At 63.1% G+C, this 23,651-nt stretch carries 26 protein-coding genes; 13 read left to right on the top strand and 13 right to left on the bottom strand.

What is annotated here, in order from left to right:
- Positions 1-132: 132 nt before the first annotated feature.
- From GA829_RS04075 to GA829_RS04060, 4 genes are all read right to left on the bottom strand, one after another.
- Positions 133-489 (bottom strand): hypothetical protein, encoded by a 357-nt coding sequence (locus GA829_RS04075; protein ID WP_195177282.1) that lies wholly within the window; start codon positions 487-489, stop codon positions 133-135.
- Between the two features lie 88 nt (positions 490-577).
- The gene (locus tag GA829_RS04070) at positions 578-811 is read right to left on the bottom strand and encodes a peptidase M6 (protein WP_195177281.1); all 234 of its coding nucleotides are present in this window, start codon (positions 809-811) and stop codon (positions 578-580) included.
- Between the two features lie 61 nt (positions 812-872).
- The gene (locus GA829_RS04065) at positions 873-2,105 is read right to left on the bottom strand and encodes a M4 family metallopeptidase (RefSeq protein WP_219738836.1); all 1,233 of its coding nucleotides are present in this window, start codon (positions 2,103-2,105) and stop codon (positions 873-875) included.
- Positions 2,106-2,230: 125 nt separating this feature from the next.
- Positions 2,231-2,548, bottom strand: a complete 318-nt coding sequence (locus GA829_RS04060; protein ID WP_195177279.1) for a protealysin inhibitor emfourin — start codon at positions 2,546-2,548, stop codon at positions 2,231-2,233.
- A gap of 119 nt (positions 2,549-2,667) precedes the next feature.
- Between GA829_RS04060 and GA829_RS04055 the strand changes: the two genes are divergently transcribed.
- Positions 2,668-3,138, top strand: a complete 471-nt coding sequence (locus GA829_RS04055; protein ID WP_195177278.1) for a hypothetical protein — start codon at positions 2,668-2,670, stop codon at positions 3,136-3,138.
- Positions 3,139-3,203: 65 nt separating this feature from the next.
- Positions 3,204-3,356 carry a hypothetical protein gene (locus tag GA829_RS04050; RefSeq protein ID WP_195177277.1) on the top strand — a complete coding sequence of 51 codons (153 nt, stop codon included), beginning with the start codon at positions 3,204-3,206 and terminating at the stop codon, positions 3,354-3,356.
- Between the two features lie 11 nt (positions 3,357-3,367).
- Here GA829_RS04050 and GA829_RS04045 read toward each other — a convergent pair whose 3' ends face one another.
- From GA829_RS04045 to GA829_RS04035, 3 genes are all read right to left on the bottom strand, one after another.
- Positions 3,368-4,771, bottom strand: a complete 1,404-nt coding sequence (locus GA829_RS04045; protein ID WP_258052142.1) for an aldehyde dehydrogenase family protein — start codon at positions 4,769-4,771, stop codon at positions 3,368-3,370.
- A 245-nt stretch (positions 4,772-5,016) separates the two neighbouring features.
- Positions 5,017-6,549 (bottom strand): YifB family Mg chelatase-like AAA ATPase, encoded by a 1,533-nt coding sequence (locus GA829_RS04040; protein ID WP_195177276.1) that lies wholly within the window; start codon positions 6,547-6,549, stop codon positions 5,017-5,019.
- Between the two features lie 330 nt (positions 6,550-6,879).
- Positions 6,880-7,047 (bottom strand): hypothetical protein, encoded by a 168-nt coding sequence (locus GA829_RS04035; RefSeq protein WP_195177275.1) that lies wholly within the window; start codon positions 7,045-7,047, stop codon positions 6,880-6,882.
- Positions 7,048-7,150: 103 nt separating this feature from the next.
- Between GA829_RS04035 and GA829_RS04030 the strand changes: the two genes are divergently transcribed.
- Entirely contained in the window at positions 7,151-8,062 is a 912-nt protein-coding gene (locus GA829_RS04030) for a LysR substrate-binding domain-containing protein (RefSeq protein ID WP_195177274.1), read from the top strand.
- A gap of 142 nt (positions 8,063-8,204) precedes the next feature.
- Here the strand turns inward: GA829_RS04030 and gshB are convergent, their stop codons facing one another.
- Positions 8,205-9,146, bottom strand: a complete 942-nt coding sequence (gshB, locus tag GA829_RS04025; protein ID WP_195177273.1) for a glutathione synthase — start codon at positions 9,144-9,146, stop codon at positions 8,205-8,207.
- A 230-nt stretch (positions 9,147-9,376) separates the two neighbouring features.
- Between gshB and GA829_RS04020 the strand changes: the two genes are divergently transcribed.
- Positions 9,377-10,621, top strand: coding sequence for a glycosyltransferase family 2 protein (locus tag GA829_RS04020; RefSeq protein WP_195177272.1), 1,245 nt, complete (start codon positions 9,377-9,379; stop codon positions 10,619-10,621).
- The gene (locus GA829_RS04015; RefSeq protein ID WP_195177271.1) at positions 10,618-11,025 is read left to right on the top strand and encodes a GtrA family protein; all 408 of its coding nucleotides are present in this window, start codon (positions 10,618-10,620) and stop codon (positions 11,023-11,025) included. The genes GA829_RS04020 and GA829_RS04015 overlap by 4 nt, the downstream gene beginning before the upstream one ends.
- Positions 11,026-11,044: 19 nt before the next feature.
- On the opposite strand, the gene GA829_RS04010 is transcribed toward GA829_RS04015, so the two are convergent.
- Positions 11,045-11,662: a class I SAM-dependent methyltransferase gene (locus GA829_RS04010; RefSeq protein ID WP_195177270.1), complete on the bottom strand. Its 618-nt coding sequence runs from the start codon at positions 11,660-11,662 to the stop codon at positions 11,045-11,047.
- Between the two features lie 179 nt (positions 11,663-11,841).
- Between GA829_RS04010 and GA829_RS04005 the strand changes: the two genes are divergently transcribed.
- The 8 genes from GA829_RS04005 to GA829_RS03970 all read left to right on the top strand — a co-directional run bounded on the left by GA829_RS04005 (position 11,842) and on the right by GA829_RS03970 (position 21,016).
- The gene (locus GA829_RS04005) at positions 11,842-13,644 is read left to right on the top strand and encodes a GtrA family protein (RefSeq protein ID WP_258052141.1); all 1,803 of its coding nucleotides are present in this window, start codon (positions 11,842-11,844) and stop codon (positions 13,642-13,644) included.
- A 99-nt stretch (positions 13,645-13,743) separates the two neighbouring features.
- Positions 13,744-15,093, top strand: coding sequence for a putative bifunctional diguanylate cyclase/phosphodiesterase (locus GA829_RS04000; protein WP_195177268.1), 1,350 nt, complete (start codon positions 13,744-13,746; stop codon positions 15,091-15,093).
- Positions 15,094-15,247: 154 nt separating this feature from the next.
- Entirely contained in the window at positions 15,248-16,015 is a 768-nt protein-coding gene (locus GA829_RS03995) for an SDR family NAD(P)-dependent oxidoreductase (RefSeq protein WP_195177267.1), read from the top strand.
- A gap of 44 nt (positions 16,016-16,059) precedes the next feature.
- The gene (locus tag GA829_RS03990; protein WP_258052323.1) at positions 16,060-16,944 is read left to right on the top strand and encodes a 2-dehydro-3-deoxygalactonokinase; all 885 of its coding nucleotides are present in this window, start codon (positions 16,060-16,062) and stop codon (positions 16,942-16,944) included.
- A 36-nt stretch (positions 16,945-16,980) separates the two neighbouring features.
- Positions 16,981-17,619 carry a 2-dehydro-3-deoxy-6-phosphogalactonate aldolase gene (locus GA829_RS03985; RefSeq protein ID WP_195177265.1) on the top strand — a complete coding sequence of 213 codons (639 nt, stop codon included), beginning with the start codon at positions 16,981-16,983 and terminating at the stop codon, positions 17,617-17,619.
- Positions 17,620-17,655: 36 nt separating this feature from the next.
- Positions 17,656-18,498: an SMP-30/gluconolactonase/LRE family protein gene (locus GA829_RS03980; protein WP_195179517.1), complete on the top strand. Its 843-nt coding sequence runs from the start codon at positions 17,656-17,658 to the stop codon at positions 18,496-18,498.
- 108 nt (positions 18,499-18,606) lie between these two features.
- Positions 18,607-19,656 carry a D-alanine--D-alanine ligase family protein gene (locus GA829_RS03975; RefSeq protein WP_195177264.1) on the top strand — a complete coding sequence of 350 codons (1,050 nt, stop codon included), beginning with the start codon at positions 18,607-18,609 and terminating at the stop codon, positions 19,654-19,656.
- A 79-nt stretch (positions 19,657-19,735) separates the two neighbouring features.
- Positions 19,736-21,016 (top strand): low temperature requirement protein A, encoded by a 1,281-nt coding sequence (locus tag GA829_RS03970; protein ID WP_195177263.1) that lies wholly within the window; start codon positions 19,736-19,738, stop codon positions 21,014-21,016.
- A 29-nt stretch (positions 21,017-21,045) separates the two neighbouring features.
- On the opposite strand, the gene GA829_RS03965 is transcribed toward GA829_RS03970, so the two are convergent.
- The 4 genes from GA829_RS03965 to pmtA all read right to left on the bottom strand — a co-directional run bounded on the left by GA829_RS03965 (position 21,046) and on the right by pmtA (position 23,600).
- A complete protein-coding gene (locus GA829_RS03965; RefSeq protein WP_195177262.1) occupies positions 21,046-21,333 on the bottom strand; it encodes a DUF1330 domain-containing protein in 288 nt (95 codons plus the stop codon).
- Between the two features lie 27 nt (positions 21,334-21,360).
- The gene (pyrF, locus tag GA829_RS03960) at positions 21,361-22,056 is read right to left on the bottom strand and encodes an orotidine-5'-phosphate decarboxylase (protein ID WP_374940407.1); all 696 of its coding nucleotides are present in this window, start codon (positions 22,054-22,056) and stop codon (positions 21,361-21,363) included.
- Between the two features lie 11 nt (positions 22,057-22,067).
- A complete protein-coding gene (locus tag GA829_RS03955) occupies positions 22,068-22,664 on the bottom strand; it encodes an NADPH-dependent FMN reductase (RefSeq protein ID WP_195177260.1) in 597 nt (198 codons plus the stop codon).
- A 330-nt stretch (positions 22,665-22,994) separates the two neighbouring features.
- A complete protein-coding gene (gene pmtA, locus GA829_RS03950; RefSeq protein WP_195177259.1) occupies positions 22,995-23,600 on the bottom strand; it encodes a phospholipid N-methyltransferase PmtA in 606 nt (201 codons plus the stop codon).
- Positions 23,601-23,651 lie beyond the last annotated feature (51 nt).

The raw sequence follows: 23,651 nt of genomic DNA, 5'->3' as shown, positions 1-23,651 counted from the left end.
CCACAATTTAGGGCAACGTGCTTTCCCATGAATGCACTAATCGCTTTGGTCGGCGCATCAAGCTTTCCGAAAATCGATTCGGATTTTCGGGCCGATGCGCGAGAGTCCGCGCAAGGGCTGTTGGCGTAACGATCAGCGCTTGACCGGAGCTTTCCGTGCGCCGGCTGGCTCGCCTTCCGGCTTCGGCAAGTCGTCGCCACCCGACGCTGCTGAAGCAGCGCTGGCAATGTCATGGGACGGTGCTGGTGGCTCCGAGATCGAAGCTGTCAAACCACCGATCCCTGACATGGGGGTCGGCGGCATGTCTTGGCCCGAGGCCAGCGCCATGCTCGCCGATGGCGTTGGCACGCCGCCTTGCGATAGTGTCGCCGTACCGGACCCGAAATCCATTGGGGACGGCGCCTCGCCATGCAGCGAGACTCCACCGGCTATGCCGCTTGAATTGCCGTCGCCGATATCCAGGCGGATCGTAACAGATGTGATCGACATCGAACGCTCCTTAAAATTGGTTGCGAATATAGGCCTGGGTGCAACCGCGCAGCCGCACCCAGGTAAGCAGATTCGGATCGGCAGGGGTTCAGTTCATGTAAAGTGTGTAGAGCATGTTGTTGCTGTCGTCGTATGACCCGGACACCGTACGCCCGCCCGCCTTCGCCGCGTTCAGCAGAGTGAACATGTTACCGACTCCATCGGTGCTGATCGGCTGTACCTTGCGCCACGGTTGGGTTTCGATGTTTGCCCAAGCGTTCATGGAATGCGGGCTGGTGAAGGTAAGAAGTACGCGGGCGTTAGAGAAACTGACGTATGCCATGATAGTCCTCCAGAAAAACAGTTGGGGTTAAAAGACGGGGATTCGCGTTCCGTCGCTCAACTCAGGCTGCGTAGGCCTGGTAGATAAGGGTTGCGTCTACGTAGACGTGCACCTTGGTGCTCGACGACTGCGAGTCAGCCAGCAAGGTGAACATGTTATTGACTCCGTCGGGAGTCAGGGTCTGAACCTTACGCCAGCCATTATCTTGGATATAGGCCCAAGCATTGGTCGAATGCGGACTGGTGAAGGTCGAGAGTACCGCCTTGTTATATTGCCAAGACAGCACCACCGCGACATCTATGCCTACGTCGTGCCAAGCTTTTATCACTTTGTCTCGGACCGCAGCACCAAAGAGGGAATTGGCGTTGTCGACGGTCAGATTCGCGAAATCCACGAACTGTGCCGTTTTCGTCAAACGGCCATCGAGCAGCGTCTTGTACCAGACCTTGCCGGCGCCATCCCAGGAATTCCCGCCGATCGCTACCGCGGCAAGGTAGAATGCCTTGTTGGGGATGCCTGAGTTGATGTGCACTCCGCCGTTGTCCGAGGCTGTGTTGACGTATTTGCTCATGTGATCGGGCTGAGGATCCTTGCCGAGCAGCGGGTCGTCGTAAGCGGTTCCGGGCGCTTTCATCGAACGCAGGGCCACGCCGTGAATGCCCGCGGCAAGCAGGCCTGCACCGATCAGCCAGTCAGCCTGGGCCGCCGTCTGGCCGAGCGAGCGTTGCTTGACCAGCGAGCCAAAGCAGTCCGAGATCGACTCGTTAAGCGCCCCTGGCTGGTCGTGGTATTCGAGGGCTGCCGTCGCGCCGGTCACGCCATGGGTCAATTCGTGGCCCTCGACGTCGATCGCTATGGTGAAACGATTGAAGATCGTTCCGTCCCCGTCGCCGAAGACCATCTGTGCGCCGTTCCAGAAGGCGTTGTTGTACTTGTTTCCGTAGTGGACCGTCGCAATCAGGTCCATGCCGTTGTCGTCGATCGAATTGCGTCCATAGACCTGCGCATACAGATCGAAGGTCGCCCCAAGCCCGTCGTAGGCCTCATCGACGGTGACGTCGCCACTGGCGCCCTGACCCTCGGAGCGGACCAAGGTACCGGGCAAGCCAGTGCCATGGTTTGCAGTATAGGTGCGCCGGCTCTTATGCAGAGCGCCCGCGCCCTGAACCCTCTCGGGCGGCGCCTGTAGCGGCTGGGCCACGCGTTGCGCCCGAAACGTACGGTCGATGGACAACGCCTGACGCGCCTTCTCGCGCTGATCGGCGGTGCCGTTTTCCGCGATTTTCTCCAGCATGTGGGGTGGAATGATGAAGCACGTGCACCCACCACCGCCGTGGGCATGTAGATGTCTCATAGTGTCCTCCTGCTAGGTTGAAATAAACACTTGAAGAGGGGCAAAGGGTGAGCACTTCACCCGGATCAAGGGCGCTTCAAACGACCAATGGCCTGAATCCGATCAATCAGGAGCTGTAGAGAAGGATCGGCAATCGGGTCGGTAATACGGACCGTATGGACCCGACCTCCATCTCGAACCGTCACAATATAGGTCATAAGGTCGGCCGACCCTGGCTTTGTTGTACCGATAGACTCCGGTTGATCGAAGAAATTCGTCTGTTCCAGCAAAGAATTCAACTCGTCTGCAGCACGAGCGTCAATCTTGTCTGTTTCTATCGTCATAGGCATGCTTAGTTTGGGGATCGCGGCAAAGCCGCCGCTGATCTCAATGGATATCTCCATTTTATCCTCATCCAATCCTGTCGAAGTGAGCTAACGAAATTCGCTAACTAGATCACAACGAGAGATGGCGTTAGAGAATAACTGGCAGCTCCATTATCATCATAATATATCATGTCCTGATGCTTGCCGCAACATATTATTTAGAAGGCGCTAAAGTTACAGGTTACAGAAATTATTATTACTATTTGAGCCTTTTTATACTTTTGATGCGGGAGGATCTGGGCCCGGAGCCCCAAGGCGACCGCGAAAGCATTTCAGGATGCACGCCTTGTCCGGATCCAGGCGGCAAAATGAACACCGTCTGGCTGAGTTGCGTCCGGCGGCGATACTGGTACCACCTTTACGTTCTGGTGGTCGTCGTTCCCGCCATCTACCTCAAGCCCTACCTGGATTTGCAGGCGTCGGCTGTCGGCGCGGCAGAGGCCGGTTTGCGCGGCGAGTCCCTGGCTGTCGGCCCATGGCACCTGGAGCTGAAGGAGCGTGCGGAGGAAGAGCCCTTCTGGCACCCCAGTGAGGGATTTGTGAAGTCATTCCGCCTCAAGCCTTGCGCGGCTTGTGTCAGCCAGATCAGGCCATTTTCATCAGCCTGAAGCACCCGGGATCCAGTGCTTACGGCGTTGCCTTCGAGGGCAACCCCTATCGGGCCTATGCCAACATGCCGGTTCGCAAGGATGCCGGCCCGGACGACACGGCATGGATCACCGCTGAGGGCTGGGACGGTTCGTTCCACCAGGGGACCATCGCTCTTGAGGACGCTTCGCCGGTCACGGCGCATTGGCTGCGGCGGCACGGCGCGAGCATGCGCTAAGCGAAGCATGGTCAGGCGGATTGGCTTATCAGCCTTGCCTGCACAAAGCTTTCCAGCGTGTCCTCATCCTCGACGCCGCCATTGATATCGCCAAACGGCATGCTGAGCGATCGGCCGTCGCGCTGATTGAGAAACAACACGTCGCTGGCGATATCGCGTCTGAGATCGCCAATCGCTGTTTTCGACGTCGTGTATGCATATAGAGCCAGGCCGGGACCAACGCGGTTTGCCTCGGTGATCGCGGCGTCATACCGCTCGAAGCGGCCGATCACCGCGATCGGCCCGAAAGGCTCGTCGTTCATCAAGCGTGCTTCCGATGTTGGCTCGGTCAAGACCGTAGGCCAGAAGAAATGTCCGAAATTGCCGAAGCGATGCCCACCGGCCACCACGGTAGCCGACCGGTCCACCGCATCGGACACCAGGGCTTGCACGGCCATGAAGCGATGTTCGCCCGCAAGGGGGCCCATCTCAACGCCGTCCCGAAGGCCGTTTCCGATGGTGATCCTCCTTGTCGCTTCGATGAAGTCGTCGAGGAACCGCTCGTAGACGGATTCCTGGACCAGGATGCGCGAAGGCGCGAAACGGGCTTGCCCCGCATTTCTGAACTTCGCCCTGCAAAGCGAATTCACCGCGAGGCCAATCTCGGCGTCGGCGAAGACGATCGCCGGGGCATGCCCGCTGAGCTCCAGGACAATCCGCTTCCCACGGGCGCTTGCCAGGTCGGCCAGCCGCGCTCCGAGCGACGCCGGGCCGCTGTATGAGCCTTGCATGATCGCAGGATGGGCGATCAGGTATGGCGCGACCTCCGCTTGGGGGCCGTACACCAGGTTCAGGACGCCGGCGGGCAGGCCGGCATCGGCGAAGGCAACGGCAAGCGCGGCGCAGCTGGCCGGCGCCGCCTCGGGCCCCACAAGAACCACGGAGCAGCCGCTGGCCAGCGCCGCCGACACCTTGCGCGCGGCCTGTCCTAGGGGGAAACTCCATGCCACGAACGCCGCCAACGGTCCGGCCGGCGCGAGTTGGGTGGTCCTTTGGTTGGCGGCCGCCTCGCCCTGGCTCTCATTCGCGAACCAGTCGATCAGGGCCGCAGCGGCCGCCGTCTCGGCGCGAGACTCGGCAAGCGGCTTTCCCTGTTCCATCGTCATGAGATGTGCGATCGGCTCGATGCGTTTGCGCAGCAGATCGGCCGTCCGTGTCAGTATCCGGTGCCGTTCAAGCGCGCTCACCTGCCGCCATATCCAGAACCCTCGCTCGGCGCTGGCCGCGGCTTCGTCCAGGTCCCTCACGCCGGCTGCGGAAAAAGTGCCTATGCGTGTCTCGGTCGCCGGATTCATCACCGGCAAACCGGGCCGCAGTCCTTCTCTCCAACGCCCGTTGATATAGAGCACGGTGTCGGCATAGTCATAGGTCATCATCGCCCCCTCCGGCGGCTATCGAATAGCCAAGCGCCGGTTACCTCCCTCAAGGCACCCGCGGCGGCATCAGCCGCCAGGGTCAACTATGCGACCTGTTCTTTTCGCTAGTTTTTCCGCACTGTTACACGTTGTTTCCGGATTGTTTCCCGAGCCATTGTGCGATCGGAAAGGCACGCTGGACCAACCAATGCCACGGGTGCCGGCTCTCGGTGGTGCGGTATCGAGACGTCGCGGATCGATGGTTTCTATGCCGCCTGCGCCACCCGCTCCGAACTCATGCGATAAGAAATCGCCTCCGCCAGATGGATGCGGCCGACGGTTTCGCTGGCATCGAGGTCGGCCAGCGTTCGCGCGACTTTCAGCACGCGATGGTAGGCACGCGCGGAAAAGCCGAGTTTCTCGCTGGCGTCGCGAAGCAGGGCCAGGCCGGCGGCATCCGGCATGGCGATCGTCTCGATGACAGCCGGCGAGCAATGCGCGTTGGTGGTGGCTGTGGTTACGCCGAGCGCTTCGAAGCGCTCGCGCTGGATATTTCTGGCGCGCGCCACGCGCAGCGCCACGTCAGCACTTTTCTCCGCCCGATCAGGCCGGATCAGGTCGCTGGCCGAAACCGCCGGCACTTCGATGCGCAGATCGATACGGTCGAGCAGCGGGCCGGAAATGCGCGCCTGGTAGTCGGTGCGGCAGCGTTCGCCGCGCACGCAGCGATAGCCCGGTTCGCCGGCCATGCCGCAGCGGCATGGGTTCATCGCCGCGACCAGCTGGATGCGGGCCGGATAAGTGACGCGGTAATTGACGCGGGCGATCATGCAGTCGCCGGTTTCCAGCGGCTGGCGCAGCGCGTCGAGCGTCTGCGGCGTGAATTCGGGAAACTCGTCGAGGAACAGCACGCCGTGATGGGCAAGCGACACCTCGCCCGGACGCGCCCTGAGGCCTCCGCCGACCATCGCCGCCATCGATACCGAATGGTGTGGCGCGCGGAACGGCCGCCGGTCGGTCAGCTTGCCCTCGCCGAGTTCGCCCGCGACGGAAGCGATCATCGAGACTTCCAGAAGCTCCTTCGGCGCCAGCGGCGGCAGGATTGACGGCAGCCGCTGCGCCAGCATCGATTTGCCGGATCCCGGCGGGCCGACCATGAGGAGATTGTGGCCGCCGGCCGCGGCCACTTCCAGCGCCCGCTTCGCAGTCTCCTGGCCCTTGATCTCGCAGAGATCGGGCAGGTCGCGTGCCGAGGCATGAATACCGGCTTCCGGCCGTGACAGCACCTGCGTGCCGCGAAAATGATTGGCGATGGCAATCAAGCTGCGTGGCGCCAGAATGTCGAAGTCCCGTCCCGCCCATGCCGCCTCCGGCCCGCAGGCGAAGGGGCAGATCAGGCCCTTGCCCTCGGCATTGGCGCCGATCGCCGCAGGCAGTGCACCGGCAACCGCGGCGATGGTGCCGTCGAGCGACAACTCGCCCAGCACGACATAGTTGGCCAGCATGTCGCCCGGAATGGCGCCAAGTGCCGCCATCAGGCCAAGCGCGATGGGCAGGTCATAGTGGCTGCCTTCCTTCGGCAGGTCGGCGGGCGCCAGATTGACGGTGACCTTCTTGGACGGCATCGACAGGCCCGAGGCATGCAGTGCCGCCTGTACCCGCTCGCGGCTTTCGGCCACCGCTTTGTCGGCGAGGCCAACGATGTGCATGTTGACCTTGCCGGGCGCGATCATCACCTGCACGTCGACCGGCACGGCCTCGATGCCCTGGAAAGCCACCGTGCGAACCCGCGCCACCATTTTTCTGCCCCCGGATGCCGGCTCGCTCACGCCCGATGCGACCGGGCCGTGAGCGATGTCATCGGAGACAACCATAGATTTTCGAATTGTTCAAGAACAATAAGGGAACAAAATCGGCAAGTATTACGGCTTAGCGGCCAGGAAGGTGTCCCCTCGGTGGTCATGTCTGCCGACGCGGAACGCGTGCGAGAGAAGCTCCATGCCAGCCCTCCATAAGTGCCGCGAAGTCGTCCTAGCACCCAGAGCCTCCGCCGGCACGCTCATCTTTCTCTCCCATCGTGTCAGTTAGATCCCCTGAAGCGGAACCGCTATGCGCGGAGCACATCACGCTCAACGGATGCTGCCGTAAGGTGCGTGGCCGTCGAGCAGGCCGATGTCGCGCTTGAAATGATCCGACAGTGCGTTCTGGTCGAACCTGCGCGGCCTTGGCCGAAAGGGGGCGGCGAAAAAGTCGAGGATCAGACGGCGAGGCGTCGTGTGATGTGCTGTGGTGCTCATGGCCATGTCCTTTCGTGTCTGGTTGATGGCAGGAGTGTGCACCGATGCAGCCTTGGTTTCCAATCGAACATCGCGTATCATGCATCAGGAGGATTGATGCGTCATGAGCTTTGAACTGCCGCCTTTGGGCGCGATCAGGGTGTTTGAAGCGACCGCGCGGTTGGGCAGCTTTACCAAGGCGGCCGAAGAACTCGGCATGACCCAGTCGGCGGCAAGCTATCAGATCAAGGTTTTGGAAGAGCGCGCGGGAACGCCGCTTTTCATAAGGAAAACAAGGCAGATTGCCCTGACCGAGGCTGGCGAACAACTGGCGCCGCACGCCACGGGCGCGTTCTCGGCACTGGCTGATGCGTGGGTGGCAACGAAGGGCGGCGCCAGCGGCGTGCTCTCCGTCACCACCATCCAGACATTCGCCTCGAATTGGCTGGCGGTGCGCCTCGGAGCATTCCAGCTGATGCATCCGGATCTGGCGGTGAAGGTCGATACGTCGTCCCGTATGGCCGATTTCGTGCGCGATGGCATGGATATCGGCATTCGGACCGGAACCGGCAAATGGCCCGGCCTGACAGCGCATTATCTGTTCAAGGCCGACTACACGCCGATGCTCAGCCCAAGGCTGGCCGCGAGCGTAGGAGGCATCCGCCACCCCGAGGATCTTTACAAGGTCGCGCTATGCTGCGCTGACGACCCCTGGTGGAAGATCTGGTTCGAAGCCGCCGGCGTCCCCTTCGATCCCAGCCGCGTCATCGCCGGCCCGGCACTGGGCACGCAGGCCTATGATGCGATGGCCGCGCTGACCGATCAGGGCGCAGCCATCCTCACCCGCAACCTCTACACGGCATTGCTGGCGACGGGACAGCTGATACAGCCATTCGAGACCCTGGGGTCCGATGGCGACGGCTACTGGCTCGTGCATTCGGAGAGCCGCCGCAACACGCCGAAGATCAAGCTTTTCCGCGACTGGGTGCTGGCCGAGACGGCGGGCATCCGCGAGCAGGAAAGGCAGCGGCCCTGAAGGGCGCTGGCGCGTGCCACCCAAACCTTGGCGATCACTTGATCAAAACAGGAACATCGGGTGAACCGTCGGCTCCCTGGGTCGCGCCCGGGTTGTACCCGGCTGCAAAAACGGAACAGGGTTAATACAAAATGAAAACGGATTACGTCCGCTTGGCTTCCACCGCATCCCAGAACAGGCTGGCAATGTCGGCGCCGCCGAAGCGGGCGACTTCGCGCACGCCGGTCGGCGAGGTCACGTTGATCTCGGTCATGTAGTCGCCGATCACATCGATGCCGACGAGGACGAAGCCACGCTCTCTCAGCGACGGGCCGATACGGGCGCAGATTTCGCGCTCACGCGCCGTCAGCTCGGTTTTCTCGGCGCGGCCGCCGACATGCATGTTGGAGCGGGAATCATGCTCGGCGGGCACCCGGTTGATGGCGCCGACCGGCTCGCCGTCGATCAGGATGATGCGCTTGTCGCCCTTGCGCACGTCCTTTAGGTAGCGCTGCACGATATAGGGTTCGCGAAACAGCTGGCCGAACATTTCAAGCAGCGAGGCCAGGTTGCGGTCGGCCTCGAGCAGATGGAAAATGCCTGCGCCGCCATTGCCGTAGAGCGGCTTGACGATGATGTCGCCGAACTCCTTGCGGAAAGCGGCGACCTCCAGCGGATCCTTGGTGATCAGCGTGTCCGGCATCAGGTCGGCGAATTCGGTGACGAAGATCTTTTCCGGGCTGTTGCGAACCCAGGCCGGGTCGTTGACCACCAAAGTCTTTGGATGAATGCGCTCGAGGATATGCGTGGTGGTGATGTAGTTCATGTCGAAGGGCGGATCCTGCCGCAGCAGGATGACATCCATCTCCGACAGGTCGGTGCGCACCTTGTCGCCCAATGTGTAGTGATTGCGCTTCTCGTCGCGGACGGTCATTTCCTCGATACGGGCAAAAACCTTGCCGTCGCGCAGCGACAGCCGGTCAGGCGTATAGTGGAACAGCTGGTGGCCGCGCCGCTGCGCCTCCAGCGACAGCGCGAACGACGTGTCGCCGGCGATCGACACCGTGGAGATATGGTCCATCTGGACGGCGATTTTCAGCTTCATGGCGGTCTCCGGCGCGCTCGGATTGGGCAATGACTGCCTGTACAGCGTCGCCGCTCATCTGCCAATCGAGACATTTTGAAGATGTGGATCAATCATCCCGGCGCGATCCTGGCGGACGGATGATGACAAGACGAGGCTCTACATCATCGTTTTCTTAAGTCTTGCCGTGGCATGGATGGTGAGAATGCGCGCCAGGACAGGCGCAAAGCCCACTCGATGGAACAGCGACCATGAACGCCGTCACCGCGATCAGTGCCGTCCAGACCAAGCAACTCGAACTTACAATCCTGATGCCGTGCCTCAATGAGGCCGAGACGCTGGCTGTCTGCATCGGCAAGGCCAGGGCCTTCCTCGACAGGTCGCGGATTTCCGGCGAGGTGCTGATTGCCGACAATGGCAGCACGGACGGCTCGCAAGAGATCGCCACCGCGATCGGCGCCCGTGTCGTGCCGGTCGCACAGAAGGGCTATGGCGCCGCGCTCCTGGGCGGCATCGCCGCCGCCAAGGGCCGCTTCATCATCATGGGCGATGCCGATGACAGCTATGATTTCGGCGCGCTGGATGCGTTCGTGTCGCGGCTGCGCGATGGCGCGGATCTGGTCATGGGCAACCGGTTCCAGGGTGGCATCGAAGCCGGCGCCATGCCGCTGCTACACCGCTATCTCGGCAATCCGGTGCTGAGCTTCATTGGCAGGCTGTTCTTCCGCATTCAGACAGGCGATTTCCACTGCGGCCTGCGCGGATTCAATGCTAACAGCATCCGCAAGCTCGATCTGCAGACGACAGGCATGGAATTCGCCAGCGAGATGGTGGTGCGTGGAGCGCTCGCCGGCCTGCGTATCGAGGAGGTGCCAACGACACTTAAGCCTGATGGCCGCAGCCGCGCGCCGCATCTCAGGACCTGGCGTGACGGGTGGCGGCATCTGAAGTTTCTTCTGGTCTACAACCCACGCTGGATGTTCTTCATCCCGGGCGCTGTCCTTAGCGGGCTTGGCTTGCTGTTCGCGGCGCTGCTCGTGGTCGGGCCGCTGCGGGTGATCAACAATCTGTCGCTCGACTTGAACACCTTTGTCGCCGCCTGCTTCATGGTCGTGACTGGCATCCAGCTGATCACGTTTGGCGCGATTTCGCGGTACTATGCGCAGATAACCGGCATTCTTCCCGCAAACCCGCGCTCCGACTGGCTGACCAGGACCATCAGCACCGATCGTCTGGCCAGCAACGCCGCCATCTGCTTCACCGGTGGTGCCCTGTTTTTCGGCTACGCAGTGCTGCGCTGGGCGCATCTTGGCTTCGGTCCGCTCAACGATTCCGAAATCCCGCGCATCGTCGTGATGGGCTTGAGCCTGATCGTCATTTCTTTCCAGGCTTTTTTCTCGGCATTTCTGCTCGGAGTGCTGGAAATACCGGTCAAGCGGCTGAAGGCCGGTCAGGCCGGCCGATCGGATGCATCCGTCGGGTTTGCTGAAAAGTGAAAGGGCTTGCGCGAAAATTGGCCGCGGTTCGGCTTTTCCGGTTCGGCGTGGTCGGCGTCGGAGCGGCGCTTCTGTTCTTCGTATTGTCGTGGGCCTTGGTTTCAGCCGGCTTGCCGCCGTTTTTCGGAAGTGTCATCGCCTATGCGCTGGCGTTCATAGTGGCGTATTCGGCGCAGCATGGCTGGACCTTCGAGGGACAGCACGACCATGGCCGCGCACTGCCGCGGTATCTTGTCACCCAGCTTGTCTGTGCAATGGTCGCGGGCCTGTCCGCTCATGTCGCCGTATCGATATTTTCCGCGTCGCCGCTGGCCATGTCAGCCATCGTCACGCTCGTCGCGGGCGCGGCGAGCTATGTGCTTTCATCGGTCTGGGTATTTCGCGACGATCAAAGAGCCACGTGAAGGCGTTCGCCCCGCTGGGTTAGCGGAGCGATGCGACGAAGTGCAGTCCCCTGTCGAACAGGAGGTTCGCTGGAAACGGGTAGAGCGCCAGGTTCTCGCGCCAGCTTTGGGCCTTGAGCCCGGCCTGGCCGAAGATCGCGCCCCACTCCTGTCTGGAAAGATAGTTATAGGGCAGCCTCACATCGTGGCCCCTGTTTCCCACCCAGTCCATGAACCTGAGCGTGCTGTAGGCGAAGGGCCCTTCCCGCAGATGGTCCTTGATGACGACGCCCTTGCGCGCGACCCTTGCGGCTTCGGCGACAAGACGGCCGGGATCGTCCGTGTGGTGGAGAACGTCGACTATGGTCACCCAGTCGAACGACCCGGAAGCGGCCGGAATGGTCGCGCCGTCGAAAATCTCCACCGGGATGGCCGTAAGCGGACGGACAAAAACATCGATCCCACGAAACGTCAGTCCGGGTTTTCTGTCCATCACCGCCTTGGCGAGCGAACCGTCGCCGCAGCCGAGATCGAGCACGGTGCCGTCAGCGCCCAGCGCGGCGGCGATATGGTCGGAAAGGACGCGGATGCGGCGTTGAAACACCGCCCGGTTATGGGCCGCGTTCAGGATCTTCTTTTCGACCGCAACAACACTCATGCCAGGTTCAAGTCGCCTATTCGGTTCTACTCGGGGAACGTAACTATGAATGGCAAACAAAGCGTTTCGTTGAATGGATTGCCTTCGCAAGTCTGGCTTAAGGTTTGCGCAGTGAGTTCGCGCTAGGCTTTCTCGCGCAAAGCGCAACCACAGGCCATTCCGTGAACCCAGCTGATGTCATGATGCCCCCCAAGGCCGCGCCGCACCCGTCATGGCGCGGCGACCTTGCGCTTGCGCTCATCGCCGCGCTGGCGTTGGTTGCCGTCAGCGCGCTCAGCGGATTTCGCGAGCTGACCGATGCCGGCGGCGACAATGACAGTCTGCTGCGGCTGGTCGAAGTTCGCGACATGCTGGCCGGACAGGGCTGGTTCGATCTGCATCAGTACAGGATGGGCCTTGAAGGCGGTTTCGTCATGCACTGGTCGCGGCTGGTCGACGCGCCACTCGCCGCCATCATCCTTTCGGCCTCGGCGCTGACCGGCAGCATGGCGCTGGCCGAGGCGATCGCGCAGGTGCTGTGGCCGGCGCTGCTTTTCGGCCTGACCATGTTCTTTCTCATTCGTGCCGCGCGCAGCTTCGGCGGCGACAGCGCGGTTTTGCCAGCAGTCATCGTCGGCGGCGCCGCGCTTTACTACCTCGGCGTCTTCTCCACGGGCGCGCTCGATCATCACAATGTCCAGCTGACCTTGACCATGGCCAGCCTCAGTCTGCTGCTCGAGGCGCCCGCGCGGCGCTGGGCGGCGCTGGCTTCCGGCCTGTGCGCGGCGCTGACGCTGGCCGTCGGCATGGAAACCGCACCCCATGTTGCCACCATCGGCGTCTGCATGTCCTTGCTGTTTGTCGTCGACCCCGGCGGCGAGCGCCGGATCGCCAGGGATTTCGGCCTCGGCTTTGCCGGCGTGTCAGCGCTGGTCTTCGTCACCACCATCTCGCCGTCAGCCTGGGGGCAGCCGCAATGCGACGCCTTCTCGACCGTGCAGTTCGTTGTGGCAGCGCTTGCCGGCTGCGGCCTTGCCGTCGTGGTCTCGCTCAATGCATCCGGCGGCACGGCCAGCCGGCGCCTGATGTCGCTCGGCCTGCTCGCTATTGTGCTGGGTGGCGTTCTCGTGGCGCTGTTCCCGCAATGCCTCGCGGCGCCCTATGCAAATCTCGATCCGCGCCTCAAGGAATTGTGGCTTGACCACATCGACGAGGCGCAATCGCTGTTCACCCTCATGACCAACGATCCGGCTTTGGCGGTGGCGCGCTACGTCACGCCTTTGATGGCGATCGTGCTGATGGCGCTTCGTCTTTGGCGCGGGCCCTGGCGGCGGCAAGACAGCCTTGTCGGGGCACTTCTGGTCATGGCCTTCCTGGTCAGTGCCTGGCAGGTGCGCGGCTCGACCTTCGCGATCACCTTCGCGGTGATTCCGCTTTCGGCCTGGATCGCAACCTGGCGCGAGCGGGCCAGGATCAGCCCGTCGCGCGGCGTGTCGCTGCGCATGGCCGCCGTCTGGCTGGTGTCTGTGAATGCCGTCTGGACCAACGCTGCCACCGCGACCTCGGCGGCTTTCGAGGCCAACAACGGCGCCGTCAAGGACGCCAGCATGGACTCTAGCTGCCATGCCAAGGCCTCGTTCGTGGCGCTGGCCCGGCAGCCGGACACCACCGTGCTTGCCATTGCCAACCTCGGCTCGCCGATCCTGGCCTATTCCGGCCATCGCGTCCTCGCCGGCCTCTATCATCGCAACATTGCTGGCAACTTGCTTTCGCTCGACGCCTTCCTCGGCTCGGCGGACCAGGCGAGGACCATGGTGGCCGACCACCATGTCGGCCTGGTGGCGCTGTGTCGCGGCAGCGCCGAAACCAAGCTGCTCGCCGCCGAGGCATCGCAAGGGTTTCTTGCCGCACTGGTTGCAGGCAGCGTGCCGGACTGGCTCGAACCGGTTGCCGAGACGCGCGGAGAACCGATCGAGCTCTACCGCGTCCGCCAGTCCGGCTAAGTCAATTATTCCAGGCAAAAAATCGATTTCAGGATACGTTTCCTAAAGGGTTTGCTGCCAGTCTGAAAATAAATTCCGACTTCTAAAACAGGGACACCGATGCAAACTTCGTTTGGCACCGGTCAGGCAAACAGGGAGAGCACGGATCTGGCATTCACCGATCCGTTGACCGGGCTTGGCAATCACCGCCGCTTCTTCGACAAGGTCGATCGCCTGATCAGCGACCGTGCCGACGACCCCGCGCCGTTTACCGTCGGCATTCTCGATCTTGACGGCTTCAAGCCGATCAACGACCTGTTCGGCCACAAGGCAGGCGACGATATCCTGATCCAGGTCGCCATGCGGCTGCGCGCCTCGATGGACGGCTATTCCACCGTCTGCCGCATCGGCGCCGACGAATTCGCCTTCCTCTACCCGATGGTCTTCTCGGAGGACGCCGCGGCCGAAAAGTCGCGCATGCTGATCGAGATCCTGTCGGCGCCGTACGATGTCGGCGAACGCACCGCCAGGCTTTCGGCCTCGGTCGGCTGCTCGCTGTTCTATTCGGGCGACGAAACCACCGAGATCCTCATCAACAAGGCCGAGACCGCTCTCTACCATGCCAAGCGCTCGGGCCGTGGCCGGGTCGTCGTCTACACCCGCGAGATGGAAGAGGCGGCCAAGCGCGTCACCCGTATCGAGCAGGCGCTGCGCCGCGCCGTCTCCGCCGGCGAGGTGGAGCCGCATTTCCAGCCCATCGTCGATCTCAACACCCGCCGCACCGTCGGCTTCGAGACACTGGCGCGCTGGACCGACCGCGACCTCGGCTCGGTGCCGCCGACGGTGTTCATTCCGATCGCCGAGGAGCGCGGCATCATCGGCCCGCTGTCGCAGCTGGTGCTGCGCAAGGCCACCGAAGCCGCCAGGAGCTGGCCGAAAGACCTGTTCCTGTCCTTCAACCTGTCGCCGTCGCAGCTCGTCGACCAGAACACCGGCCTGCATATATTGGCGATCCTCGACCGCACCGGCTTTGACCCGCGCCGGCTGGAGATCGAAATCACCGAGACCGGCCTGATGAACGATCCAACCTCGGCCGAGAAGATCGTCGAGGATCTGCGCCGCGTCGGCATCCGCGTCTCGCTCGACGATTTCGGCACCGGACAGTCCTCGCTCGGGCGCCTGCGCGAATTCCATTTCGACAAGCTCAAGATCGATCGCGCCTTCGTCTCCTCCATCCTCGACGACCGCCCGTCGGAACACATCATCCGGGCCATCCTGGCCATGTGCGAAGGGCTTGGCATGGATGTGGTTGCCGAGGGCATCGAGCACGAAGCGCAGGCCGATCGTCTCGTCCAGTTTGGCTGCGCCGGGGGGCAGGGATACCTGTTCGGCCGGCCCGCGGACGCCGACGCCACGCTTGGCTACCTGCGCGATTCGTTCCGGGGCGCCTTGCGCGCCAAGGCGATCTGACCCGGCAAACGGTCAAATCGGCTGGAGCTTGTGGCGTCACCACGAGGCCGTCGTGGCTTTTTGTCTGACATAAGCCGAAAAATCCGCCGTTTCGCCCTTGCCCGCTCGACGTGTCTGGCTAGGATGCGCGCCGATCACGCAGGGAGAAAAAATCATGATGCCATCGGCGCATTTTGCCGACCTCGATGGAGCCTCGGTGCTGATCACCGGTGGCGGGTCCGGCATCGGTGCGGCGTTGACCGAAGGCTTTGTCCGCCAGGGCGCGAAAGTCGCTTTCATCGACATCGCCGACGGCCCGAGCATGGCGCTGGCAGATCGCGTCGAGAAGGAGCACGGCCAGCGTCCGCTCTACCTCAAGACCGACATACGCGACATCGAGGCCTTGCGTGCCTCCGCCGCCAGGGCAGCCGAGGCGCATGGCGACGTGACCGTGCTGATCAACAATGCGGCACTGGACGATCGCCACGCCGTGGAAGACGTCACGGTGGAGTTCTGGGACAACAACCAGGCGGTCAACCTGCGCCCGCACTTCTTCAGTGCCCAGGCCGTGGCGCCCGGCATGAAGCGGGCCGGCGGAGGTTCGATCATCAATTTCACCTCCACCTCCTATCTGATCAATCACCCCGACATGCCGGCCTATACAGCTGCCAAGGCCGGCATCCTCGGTCTCACCAAAGGGCTGGCCGGCAAGCTCGGCAGCGATGGCATCCGCGTCAACGCCATCGCGCCCGGCTGGGTGATCACCGAGCGCCAGAAAGAGCTCTGGGTGACCGAGCAGGCGCTAGCCGCCCATGTCGCTAAACAGTGCATCAAGCAGGTCATGCAGGCCGATGACATCGTCGGCACGGTGCTGTTCCTCGCGTCGGATGCCTCACGCATGCTGACCGCGCAGATGCTGATCGTCGATGGAGGCTTCCTGTGAGCAAGATCCCGGCAGTTGCCGCCGTCGACTGGGGCACCACCCGCATGCGGGTCTGGCTGATCGACGGAGCGGGAAACGTCCTTGCCGAGCGCCGTGGCGATGACGGGCTGATCACCGCGCAGCAGAAAGGCTTTTCGGCCATTCTCGAAGGCCATCTGGCCGCCATGGGAGCGCCGGAGGCATTGCCCGTCATCATCTGCGGCATGGCCGGCTCGCGTCAGGGCTGGATCGAAGCTTCCTATGTCACCGTGCCGGCGCCGATCGGCGCCTTCCTTGCCGGTGCTGCCCGCATTCCCGGCCAGCACCGCGACATCCGCATCGTGCCGGGCCTCGCCCAGCGCCAGGCCGACGCGCCCGATGTCATGCGCGGCGAGGAAACCCAGCTTGCCGGCGCCGGCCTGCCGGCCAAGGGGCGCCAGCTGGTCTGCATGCCGGGCACCCATTCGAAATGGGTGCTGGTCGAGGACGGCGGCGTTGCCGGTTTCGGCACCTGGCCGACCGGAGAACTGTTTTCGGTGCTGGCCGCGCATTCGATCCTGCGCCACTCGCTGGGTGAGCAGCCAAAGCCGGTTGCTTCAGACAATCCGTTTTTCCGCAGCTGGTGCGAAACCGCCTTGGCGGAAGGTGGCGACGTCACCTCGAGGCTGTTTTCGATCCGCGCCGCCGGCCTGCTTCAGGACTTGAAGGCCGACGATGCCGCCGCCTGCCTGTCCGGCCTGCTGATTGGCGGCGAGATCGCCTCGGCGCGCCGCCGCCATGGCGCCGGCGCGGCATCCGTGGTGTTGATTGCATCCGGCGCGCTAGCCACGCTCTATCAGGCAGCGCTCGGGTTTGCCGGCTTGACGGTGCGCACCGTCGACGCGGACGAGGCGGTGCGCGCCGGCCTGATAGAGGCGGCGCGTGAGAACGGCATGATCGCCAAGACATGATTGCCAAGACTTGATTGCCAAGACAGGAGTTGCCTGATGAGCCAGACCGCGGTCTTTCCAAAACTCAAGCGTGGGCTGGTCGCCATCCTGCGCGGCCTTAAGCCGACTGAGGCGGTGGCCATCGGTCATGCGCTGTTCGACGCCGGCATCGAGGCGATCGAGGTGCCGCTCAACTCGCCGGATCCCTTTACCTCGATCGCCAGCATCGTCGGCGCGCTGCCGAAAACGGCGCTGGTCGGCGCCGGCACGGTGCTGACAGCGGCCAATGTCGATGATTTGCACAAGGCCGGCGGCCGATTGCTGGTCAGCCCCAACATCGATGCCGAGGTGATGGCGCGAGCGATGCATCACGGCATGGTGACGATGCCTGGCGTGTTCACGCCGACCGAGGCCTTCCAGGCGATCCGGCTTGGCGCTTCGGCGCTGAAATTCTTTCCGGCGAGCGCGCTGGGCGCGGGTGGCATTTCAGCGATCCGGGCGGTGCTGCCGGCGCAGACCCTGGTCGGCGCGGTCGGCGGTGTCTCGGAGAAGGACTTTGCCGGTTACAAAGCGGTGGGGGTCACGGTCTTCGGGCTCGGCTCCAGCCTGTTCAAGCCGGGCATGAGCGTCGATGACGTCGCGGCGCGCGCGGTCGCCGCCGTCGCGGCCTGGGATGCGGTCTACGGGGAAGCATGATGAGCGAAGCGATCGTTTCCGTTTTTTTCCGACCACATCTGCAAGCTCGGCGAGGGGCCGAGCTACGATCCCGCCACCGATACGCTATACTGGTTCGACATCGTCAACGGCCGGCTTCTGGACAGGCGCCTGTCGGGTGGCGCGACCAATGTTCATGAACTTGGCCAGATGGCCAGCGCCATCGCCATCATCGATGACCAGCGCCAGCTGATCGCCACCGAGACCGGCCTCTTCGTCCGCGACGTCGCGACCGGCAAGATGACGCTGCACACAGCGATCGAAGCCGACAATCCGGTCACCCGTTCGAACGATTCCCGCGTCCATCCCTGCGGCGCATTCTGGGTCGGCACGATGGGCAAGGGCGAGGAGAAGGGCGCGGGCTCCATCTACTGGTTTTTCAAGGGCGAGCTGCGCAAGCTGTTTTCGGACATCACGGTGTCGAATTCGATCTGCTTTACCGAAGACGGCGCGATCGCCTATTACACCGATACGTCGACCGGGCTTTTGATGCGCGTCGGCTGCGACCCCGCGACCGGCCTGCCGGTTGGCGAGCCGAAAGTGTTCGTCGATCACCGTTCGGCCAAGGGTTTTATCGACGGCTCGGTGCTCGACCGCGATGGCATCCTGTGGAATGCGGTCTGGGGCGGCAGTGTGGTCAAAGCCTATGGCCCGGACGGCAAGCTGGTGCGTTCGATCGCGATGCCCGTGACGCAACCGTCCTGCCCGGCCTTCGTCGGCAAGAATGCCGATCGGCTGGCGGTCACCTCCGCCTGGCAAGGCAACGACGACAAGCAGCGCAAGCTCGATCCTCAGGCCGGCAAGACCTTCCTGCTTGATATCGAGGTCAATGGCCGCTTCGAGCCTCGCGTCCTGATCTGACGCTTCTGTCGTGCAGGCGTCCGGCACGTGTCGGATTCTGGAAAAGCAGGGCCGGCGGCGAATGCGATGGTGGGCCAGCATATCGAATCCCGCCAGGAATTTCCCGCCATGTCACGTCCCAAGCTTCTGCTGGTCTACGAGCCGGAAAAGGCCTGTCTCGACAGGCTGGTCGCTGATGGCCATGCACCTGAACGCGCCGGCGAAATTGCCTCCTATCTGGCGCAGTCGACCGATCTTGCCCACGAGTTCGACGCGCTCGCCGCCGCTTGCCTGACGCGCGGCCTGGCCTTCACGCCCGTAGCGCTCGATGACGCACCGGCGGTGTTCGCCGGCGAAGACCCGAAGACCACGCTGGTCTGGACGCTGACGGACGGCATCGCCTATTTCAGGGGCGGCGCCGCGCCGGCGCTGGCGCGGCTGCGCGGGCTGAAAACGATCGGTGCGGATGATTCGCTGTTCGCGCTCTGCCAGGACAAGTTCCGTTCCGGCGCCGTGCTCGGCGGGCTTGGCCTACCGGTGCCGCAGGCCGGCCTGGCAAGAAACGGCAACTGGCTGGTCGAGCCGCCGGCGTCACCCGCCGGCTGGTTCGTCAAGCCCAACCGGCTCGGCGCCAAGATCGGCATCTGGCCGGATTCGCGCTGCAACGATCTCGGCCACGCGCTCGACCTCAGCCGGCGCGTGTTCGCCGCCTATCGCGATGATGTCGTTGTGCAGCCCTATGTCGCTGGGCGCAATGTGCGCGCCAGTTTCCTGGGTCTTGTGCCGGACACGGGGGTCGAAGCGCTTGGCGTCGCCTTTGTCGATTCGGGCGCCGATTTCCAGACCATGGCGGACAGCATGGCGCTCTACGGCGGCACCGGCGAGGCGGCGAAGGCGGCCGGAGACTACGCCGAACCCGACCTGCTGCCGGTCGCCGACAGCCAACCGGTGGCCGATGCGAAAATCCGCGCCATCGCAGAGCGGTTGATGAGCGGGCTCGGCTTGCGCGACGTCTTTTCCATCGACCTCAGGGTCGAGGCCGACGATACCGTCCATCTCATCGAGTTCGAGGTCTGCCCCGGCTTGCCCTGCTTCGATTTTCGCGCCTATTGCCGCCAGCAATGGGATGCGAGCCTCGCCGATGCCATGGCCGACACGGCAGTGAGCCGCCTGGCCTGAGGAAGATGGCCCCAGCCGCGCCTTGACGCATTGTGCCTTGCCCTTACTGTCGGCGCAAAGCCCTCAGCGAAAGCGCGCGATGAACACCACGCCCGTCAGCCCCGAAACCCTTCACCATCATGTCAGGCGCATGGCTGGGCGCGATCCGCATGAGGTTCATCGTGTGGCGACGCCGCTCGAACTTCTGTTCGACCTGACTTTCGCCACCGCGTTCAGCTTCGCCGCCTCGCAGTTCGCCCATTCGCTGGCCGATGGCCATTATGGCGCCGCGTTGCTTGGCTTCGGGTTCGCCAGCTTTGCCATATGCTGGGCCTGGATCAATTTCTCCTGGTTCTCATCGGCCTATGATACCGACGACTGGATTTTTCGCCTCGTCACCATGGTGCAGATGATCGGCGTGCTGGTGCTGGCGATAGGCCTTCCGCGCATGTTCGCCTCCATCGAGCACGGTCAGCATCTCGACAATTCGGTGATGGTGCTGGGCTATGTGATCATGCGGCTGGCCATGATCTTCCAGTGGCTGCGTGCTGCCCGGCAGGACCCGGTTCGGCGCCGCGTCTGCCTCACCTATGCCGTGGCCATCTCGGTGGCGCAGATAGGATGGGTGATTCAGATACTCGTCGACTTCTCGGTGGCGACGAGCCTCGTGTTGGCCGTCATCCTGCTCCTGATCGAACTGGCAGGCCCCATGATCGCTGAGGGCAGGGACGACGGTACGCCGTGGCACGCGCATCATATGGCCGAACGCTACAGCCTGTTTGCCATCATAGCGCTCGGCGAAGGGGTGGTGGGCACCGTTGCGACATTGTCGGCCGTGGTCGAGGCGCAAGGCTGGAATCTCGATGCGGCACTCGTTGGCATCGCTGGCACCGGGCTCACCTTCGGCATGTGGTGGGTATATTACATGCTGCCGTCAGGGCAAATCCTGCACGCCCACCGCGATCGCTCGTTCGTCTGGGGTTATGGTCAGATGGTGATCATCACGGCCATCGTGGCGACGGGTGGCGGCCTGCATGTCGCAGCCTACTTCATCGAGGACAAGGCACATATAGGCCCGTTGGCGACGTTGCTCGCCGCCGCTGTTCCTGTTGCCGTCTTCCTTGGAGCGATCTACGCGCTCTATTATTATCTCGTGCGGCGCTTCGACCCCTTCCACATCTGGCTGCTGGCAGGGACGGCGGCGGTTGTGGCACTCGCGGTCATCGCGGCACTTGCCGGCGTCGACATGGCGGTCTGCCTCATCATTGTCATGCTGGCCCCGGCCGTCACCGTCATTGGCTACGAGATGCTCGGCCACCGCCATCAGGCGGAAGCGCTCGCCGGAGACGAGCGCCCTGGAGCCATTCCAGGAAAGGTGTGAAGGCGGGTTTCCGTCCTGAGCGGGACGCGTCAGACGCCTTCGACCAGAACGATCTCGCCGTCGGCCACCTTCTGGCGGATGGCGACGGCACGCTGGTACTCCGGTGAGTGGTAGCAGTCATGTGCCGTGGCGAGCGATTCGAATTCGATGATCACGTTGCGCCCGCGGCCGACCCCTTCCGCCTTCTCGTGCTCACCGCCCCGCGCCAGGAATTTGGCACCGAACCGGTCGAAAGCCAGCTTGGAGGCGGCGACATACTCCTTGTAGCCTTCCGCGTCGCGCACATCGACGCGGGCAATCCAGTAACCCTTGGGCATAGTTTCCTCCAAAATTGTTCTTGAGCGTCAGGCCGAGCGCATTTCGTCCAGGATGGCTTGCGCCGCCTCGCGCCTGTCGGCGGCGCCGACGATCGGGCGTCCGACCACCAGATGGCTCGATCCGTTGCGGATCGCATCGGCCGGCGTCATCACCCGCTTCTGGTCGCCGTGGTCGCTGCCGCTCGGCCGTATTCCCGGCGTCACCACCGCCATGTCGGGCCCGACGATGCGGCGCACCGCTGCCGCTTCGCCGGCCGAGCAGACGATGCCGCCCATCCCGGCGTGCAGCGCCTGTTCCGAGCGCCGCAGCACCAGCGTGTGCGGGTCGTATTCATAACCGGCGTCGATCACGTCCTGCTCGTCCATGGAAGTCAGTACAGTGACGCCAAGCAAGCAAAGATCGCTGCCCCTGGCCGCTTCCACCGCCGCCCGCATCGTCTTGGGGTAGGCGTGCAGCGTCAGCATGGTCATGCCCATCTTGACGATGTTCTCGACGCCCTTGGCCACCGTGTTGTCGATGTCGAGCAGCTTCATGTCGAGGAAGATCTTCGTGCCGCCGCTGGCCAGCTCGCGGGCGAAATCGAGCCCGCCGGCGAAGGCCAGCTGATAACCGATCTTGTAGAAGGAGACGACGCCGTCGAGTTCGCGCACGGCCTTCGCGGCCTCCTTCAAGGTCGGCACGTCGAGGCCGACGATCAGCCTGTCCTTCATGTTTGCCGGCATGGCGCTGGCATTCACGGTTCGGTCCTGATCGACAGCATGCGCGAGGTTTCGATTAGCGTTCGGCATAGATGCTCCATCGATTTGTGCAGTTTTTCGTCATGGAAATTGCCGCTTTCGTCAAAGGCGCTGCCAGCCTCAGGCACCGAGCATTCCGGTGTCACCACTTCCATCTGGCAGCGCACAAGCACGGCGCGCAGATGGTTGATGCAGCGTATGCCGGCGAAGTGACCGTTGGAAGACGAGCAGAGGCCGGCAACCTTGCCGGCAAGCGGCCTGACCGACCGACCGGCGTCCCTGCGCACCCGGCTCACCCAGTCGATCGTGTTCTTGAGCAGCGGTGGGATGGAGCCGTTATATTCCGGCGTGGCGATCAGCAACCCGTCATGAACGGCGATCAGGCGGCCGAGTTTCACGGCGTTCTCGGGGACGCCCTTTTCCCTTTCCAGGTCTTCGTCGACGATCGGCAGGGGATAATCCAGGAGCGAGATGCGGGTCACCTCCGCGCCCTGAACGGCAAGCTCTTTTTGCGCCACATCGGCGGTCCTGCCGCTGTAGGCGCCGGTCCGGTTGGAGCCGGCGAAGACGAGGATTTTCGGGATCACTGCCATTGGCCACCCTTGTTCCCGGACAGGTACAGCCAGAGGCACAGCAAATCAACGCGCTGAAGCTATAAACATTCGGGATTCGGCGCGCCCCCCGACTTCGTCATCACTGGGCGAAGCTCCGTCGCGGAGACCCTGGGATCCATTCCGTGACCTTGGCCGTGGAGCGCCCCGGAGCAGAATTCCGCACCGCAGCGGCGTCCATACATCGCGGCATGGATCCTCGGGTCTGCGCTGCGTCGCGACGCTCCTTGCTCCGCCCGTGGATGACGAAGTGATGGGCGTTCAAGTTAATCGCCAAGTATGCGATCCGCGAACCGTCTGCGCCAAAAAAATCTAATGCGCTTCGCGCCGATAGATCCACAGCTGCGTTGGCGGAATGTTGCGGATGATGAAGTCGAAATGCTTGACCGTATAATTGCCGCGGCCGGGAGGGATCGGCGACAGCGGCCCGTAGGTAAGCTGCACGACCGGCCGGCCAATGGGGATGCGGTCGAGCAGGCTCTCCACATAGGCAATGCGCTGGGCAACCGGAAAGTTGAGCAGCGGCACGCCGGAGACAACCGAATCGAACATCATGCCGCTCTTGTCGCCAAGCGTCGCATCGAGGTTGAACGCGTCGCCCTCGATGACATTGATGCCGGGATAGAGCCGGCGCAGGTGGCGGACAAAATCGGTGGAATATTCGACCGCGTAGAGGTTTTCGGGCCGCACGCCCTGCGCAAGGATCGCGCGGGTGATGACGCCGGTGCCGGGGCCGACCTCGAGCACCGGCAGGCCGGATTTCGGATTGACGACAGAGGCCATCTTGCGCGCGGTGACGGAACTTGTCGGCACGATCGAGCCGACCGCCTTCGGCTTGTCGATCCAGCCTTTGAAGAATTTAAGCTCGTCGTCGAACTTCTCGGCTAGCGCCTTCCGCAGTCCTGGACCACGTGTCATGCAAAGCTCTCCTCAACGCCCCCGTTGAAGGTACTTAGCATCGGCGGAGCC

Source organism: Mesorhizobium sp. INR15 (assembly GCF_015500075.1).
Lineage (GTDB): Bacteria > Pseudomonadota > Alphaproteobacteria > Rhizobiales > Rhizobiaceae > Mesorhizobium.
Note: the sequence above shows the minus strand (reverse complement) of the source record. Positions and strands in the feature narration are given on the sequence as shown.

Bases quoted from the DNA above. Each gene is read 5' to 3' on its own strand.
- GA829_RS04075 (WP_195177282.1), bottom strand. From the start codon at position 489: ATGTCGATCACATCTGTTACGATCCGCCTGGATATCGGCGACGGCAAT.
- GA829_RS04070 (WP_195177281.1), bottom strand. From the start codon at position 811: ATGGCATACGTCAGTTTCTCTAACGCCCGCGTACTTCTTACCTTCACC.
- GA829_RS04065 (WP_219738836.1), bottom strand. From the start codon at position 2,105: ATGCTGGAGAAAATCGCGGAAAACGGCACCGCCGATCAGCGCGAGAAG.
- GA829_RS04060 (WP_195177279.1), bottom strand. From the start codon at position 2,548: ATGGAGATATCCATTGAGATCAGCGGCGGCTTTGCCGCGATCCCCAAA.
- GA829_RS04055 (WP_195177278.1), top strand. From the start codon at position 2,668: ATGCTTGCCGCAACATATTATTTAGAAGGCGCTAAAGTTACAGGTTAC.
- GA829_RS04050 (WP_195177277.1), top strand. From the start codon at position 3,204: ATGCCGGTTCGCAAGGATGCCGGCCCGGACGACACGGCATGGATCACC.
- GA829_RS04045 (WP_258052142.1), bottom strand. From the start codon at position 4,771: ATGATGACCTATGACTATGCCGACACCGTGCTCTATATCAACGGGCGT.
- GA829_RS04040 (WP_195177276.1), bottom strand. From the start codon at position 6,549: ATGGTGGCGCGGGTTCGCACGGTGGCTTTCCAGGGCATCGAGGCCGTG.
- GA829_RS04035 (WP_195177275.1), bottom strand. From the start codon at position 7,047: ATGAGCACCACAGCACATCACACGACGCCTCGCCGTCTGATCCTCGAC.
- GA829_RS04030 (WP_195177274.1), top strand. From the start codon at position 7,151: ATGAGCTTTGAACTGCCGCCTTTGGGCGCGATCAGGGTGTTTGAAGCG.
- gshB (WP_195177273.1), bottom strand. From the start codon at position 9,146: ATGAAGCTGAAAATCGCCGTCCAGATGGACCATATCTCCACGGTGTCG.
- GA829_RS04020 (WP_195177272.1), top strand. From the start codon at position 9,377: ATGAACGCCGTCACCGCGATCAGTGCCGTCCAGACCAAGCAACTCGAA.
- GA829_RS04010 (WP_195177270.1), bottom strand. From the start codon at position 11,662: ATGAGTGTTGTTGCGGTCGAAAAGAAGATCCTGAACGCGGCCCATAAC.
- GA829_RS04005 (WP_258052141.1), top strand. From the start codon at position 11,842: ATGATGCCCCCCAAGGCCGCGCCGCACCCGTCATGGCGCGGCGACCTT.
- GA829_RS04000 (WP_195177268.1), top strand. From the start codon at position 13,744: ATGCAAACTTCGTTTGGCACCGGTCAGGCAAACAGGGAGAGCACGGAT.
- GA829_RS03995 (WP_195177267.1), top strand. From the start codon at position 15,248: ATGATGCCATCGGCGCATTTTGCCGACCTCGATGGAGCCTCGGTGCTG.
- GA829_RS03990 (WP_258052323.1), top strand. From the start codon at position 16,060: ATGCGGGTCTGGCTGATCGACGGAGCGGGAAACGTCCTTGCCGAGCGC.
- GA829_RS03985 (WP_195177265.1), top strand. From the start codon at position 16,981: ATGAGCCAGACCGCGGTCTTTCCAAAACTCAAGCGTGGGCTGGTCGCC.
- GA829_RS03975 (WP_195177264.1), top strand. From the start codon at position 18,607: ATGTCACGTCCCAAGCTTCTGCTGGTCTACGAGCCGGAAAAGGCCTGT.
- GA829_RS03970 (WP_195177263.1), top strand. From the start codon at position 19,736: ATGAACACCACGCCCGTCAGCCCCGAAACCCTTCACCATCATGTCAGG.
- GA829_RS03965 (WP_195177262.1), bottom strand. From the start codon at position 21,333: ATGCCCAAGGGTTACTGGATTGCCCGCGTCGATGTGCGCGACGCGGAA.
- pyrF (WP_374940407.1), bottom strand. From the start codon at position 22,056: ATGCCGGCAAACATGAAGGACAGGCTGATCGTCGGCCTCGACGTGCCG.
- GA829_RS03955 (WP_195177260.1), bottom strand. From the start codon at position 22,664: ATGGCAGTGATCCCGAAAATCCTCGTCTTCGCCGGCTCCAACCGGACC.
- pmtA (WP_195177259.1), bottom strand. From the start codon at position 23,600: ATGACACGTGGTCCAGGACTGCGGAAGGCGCTAGCCGAGAAGTTCGAC.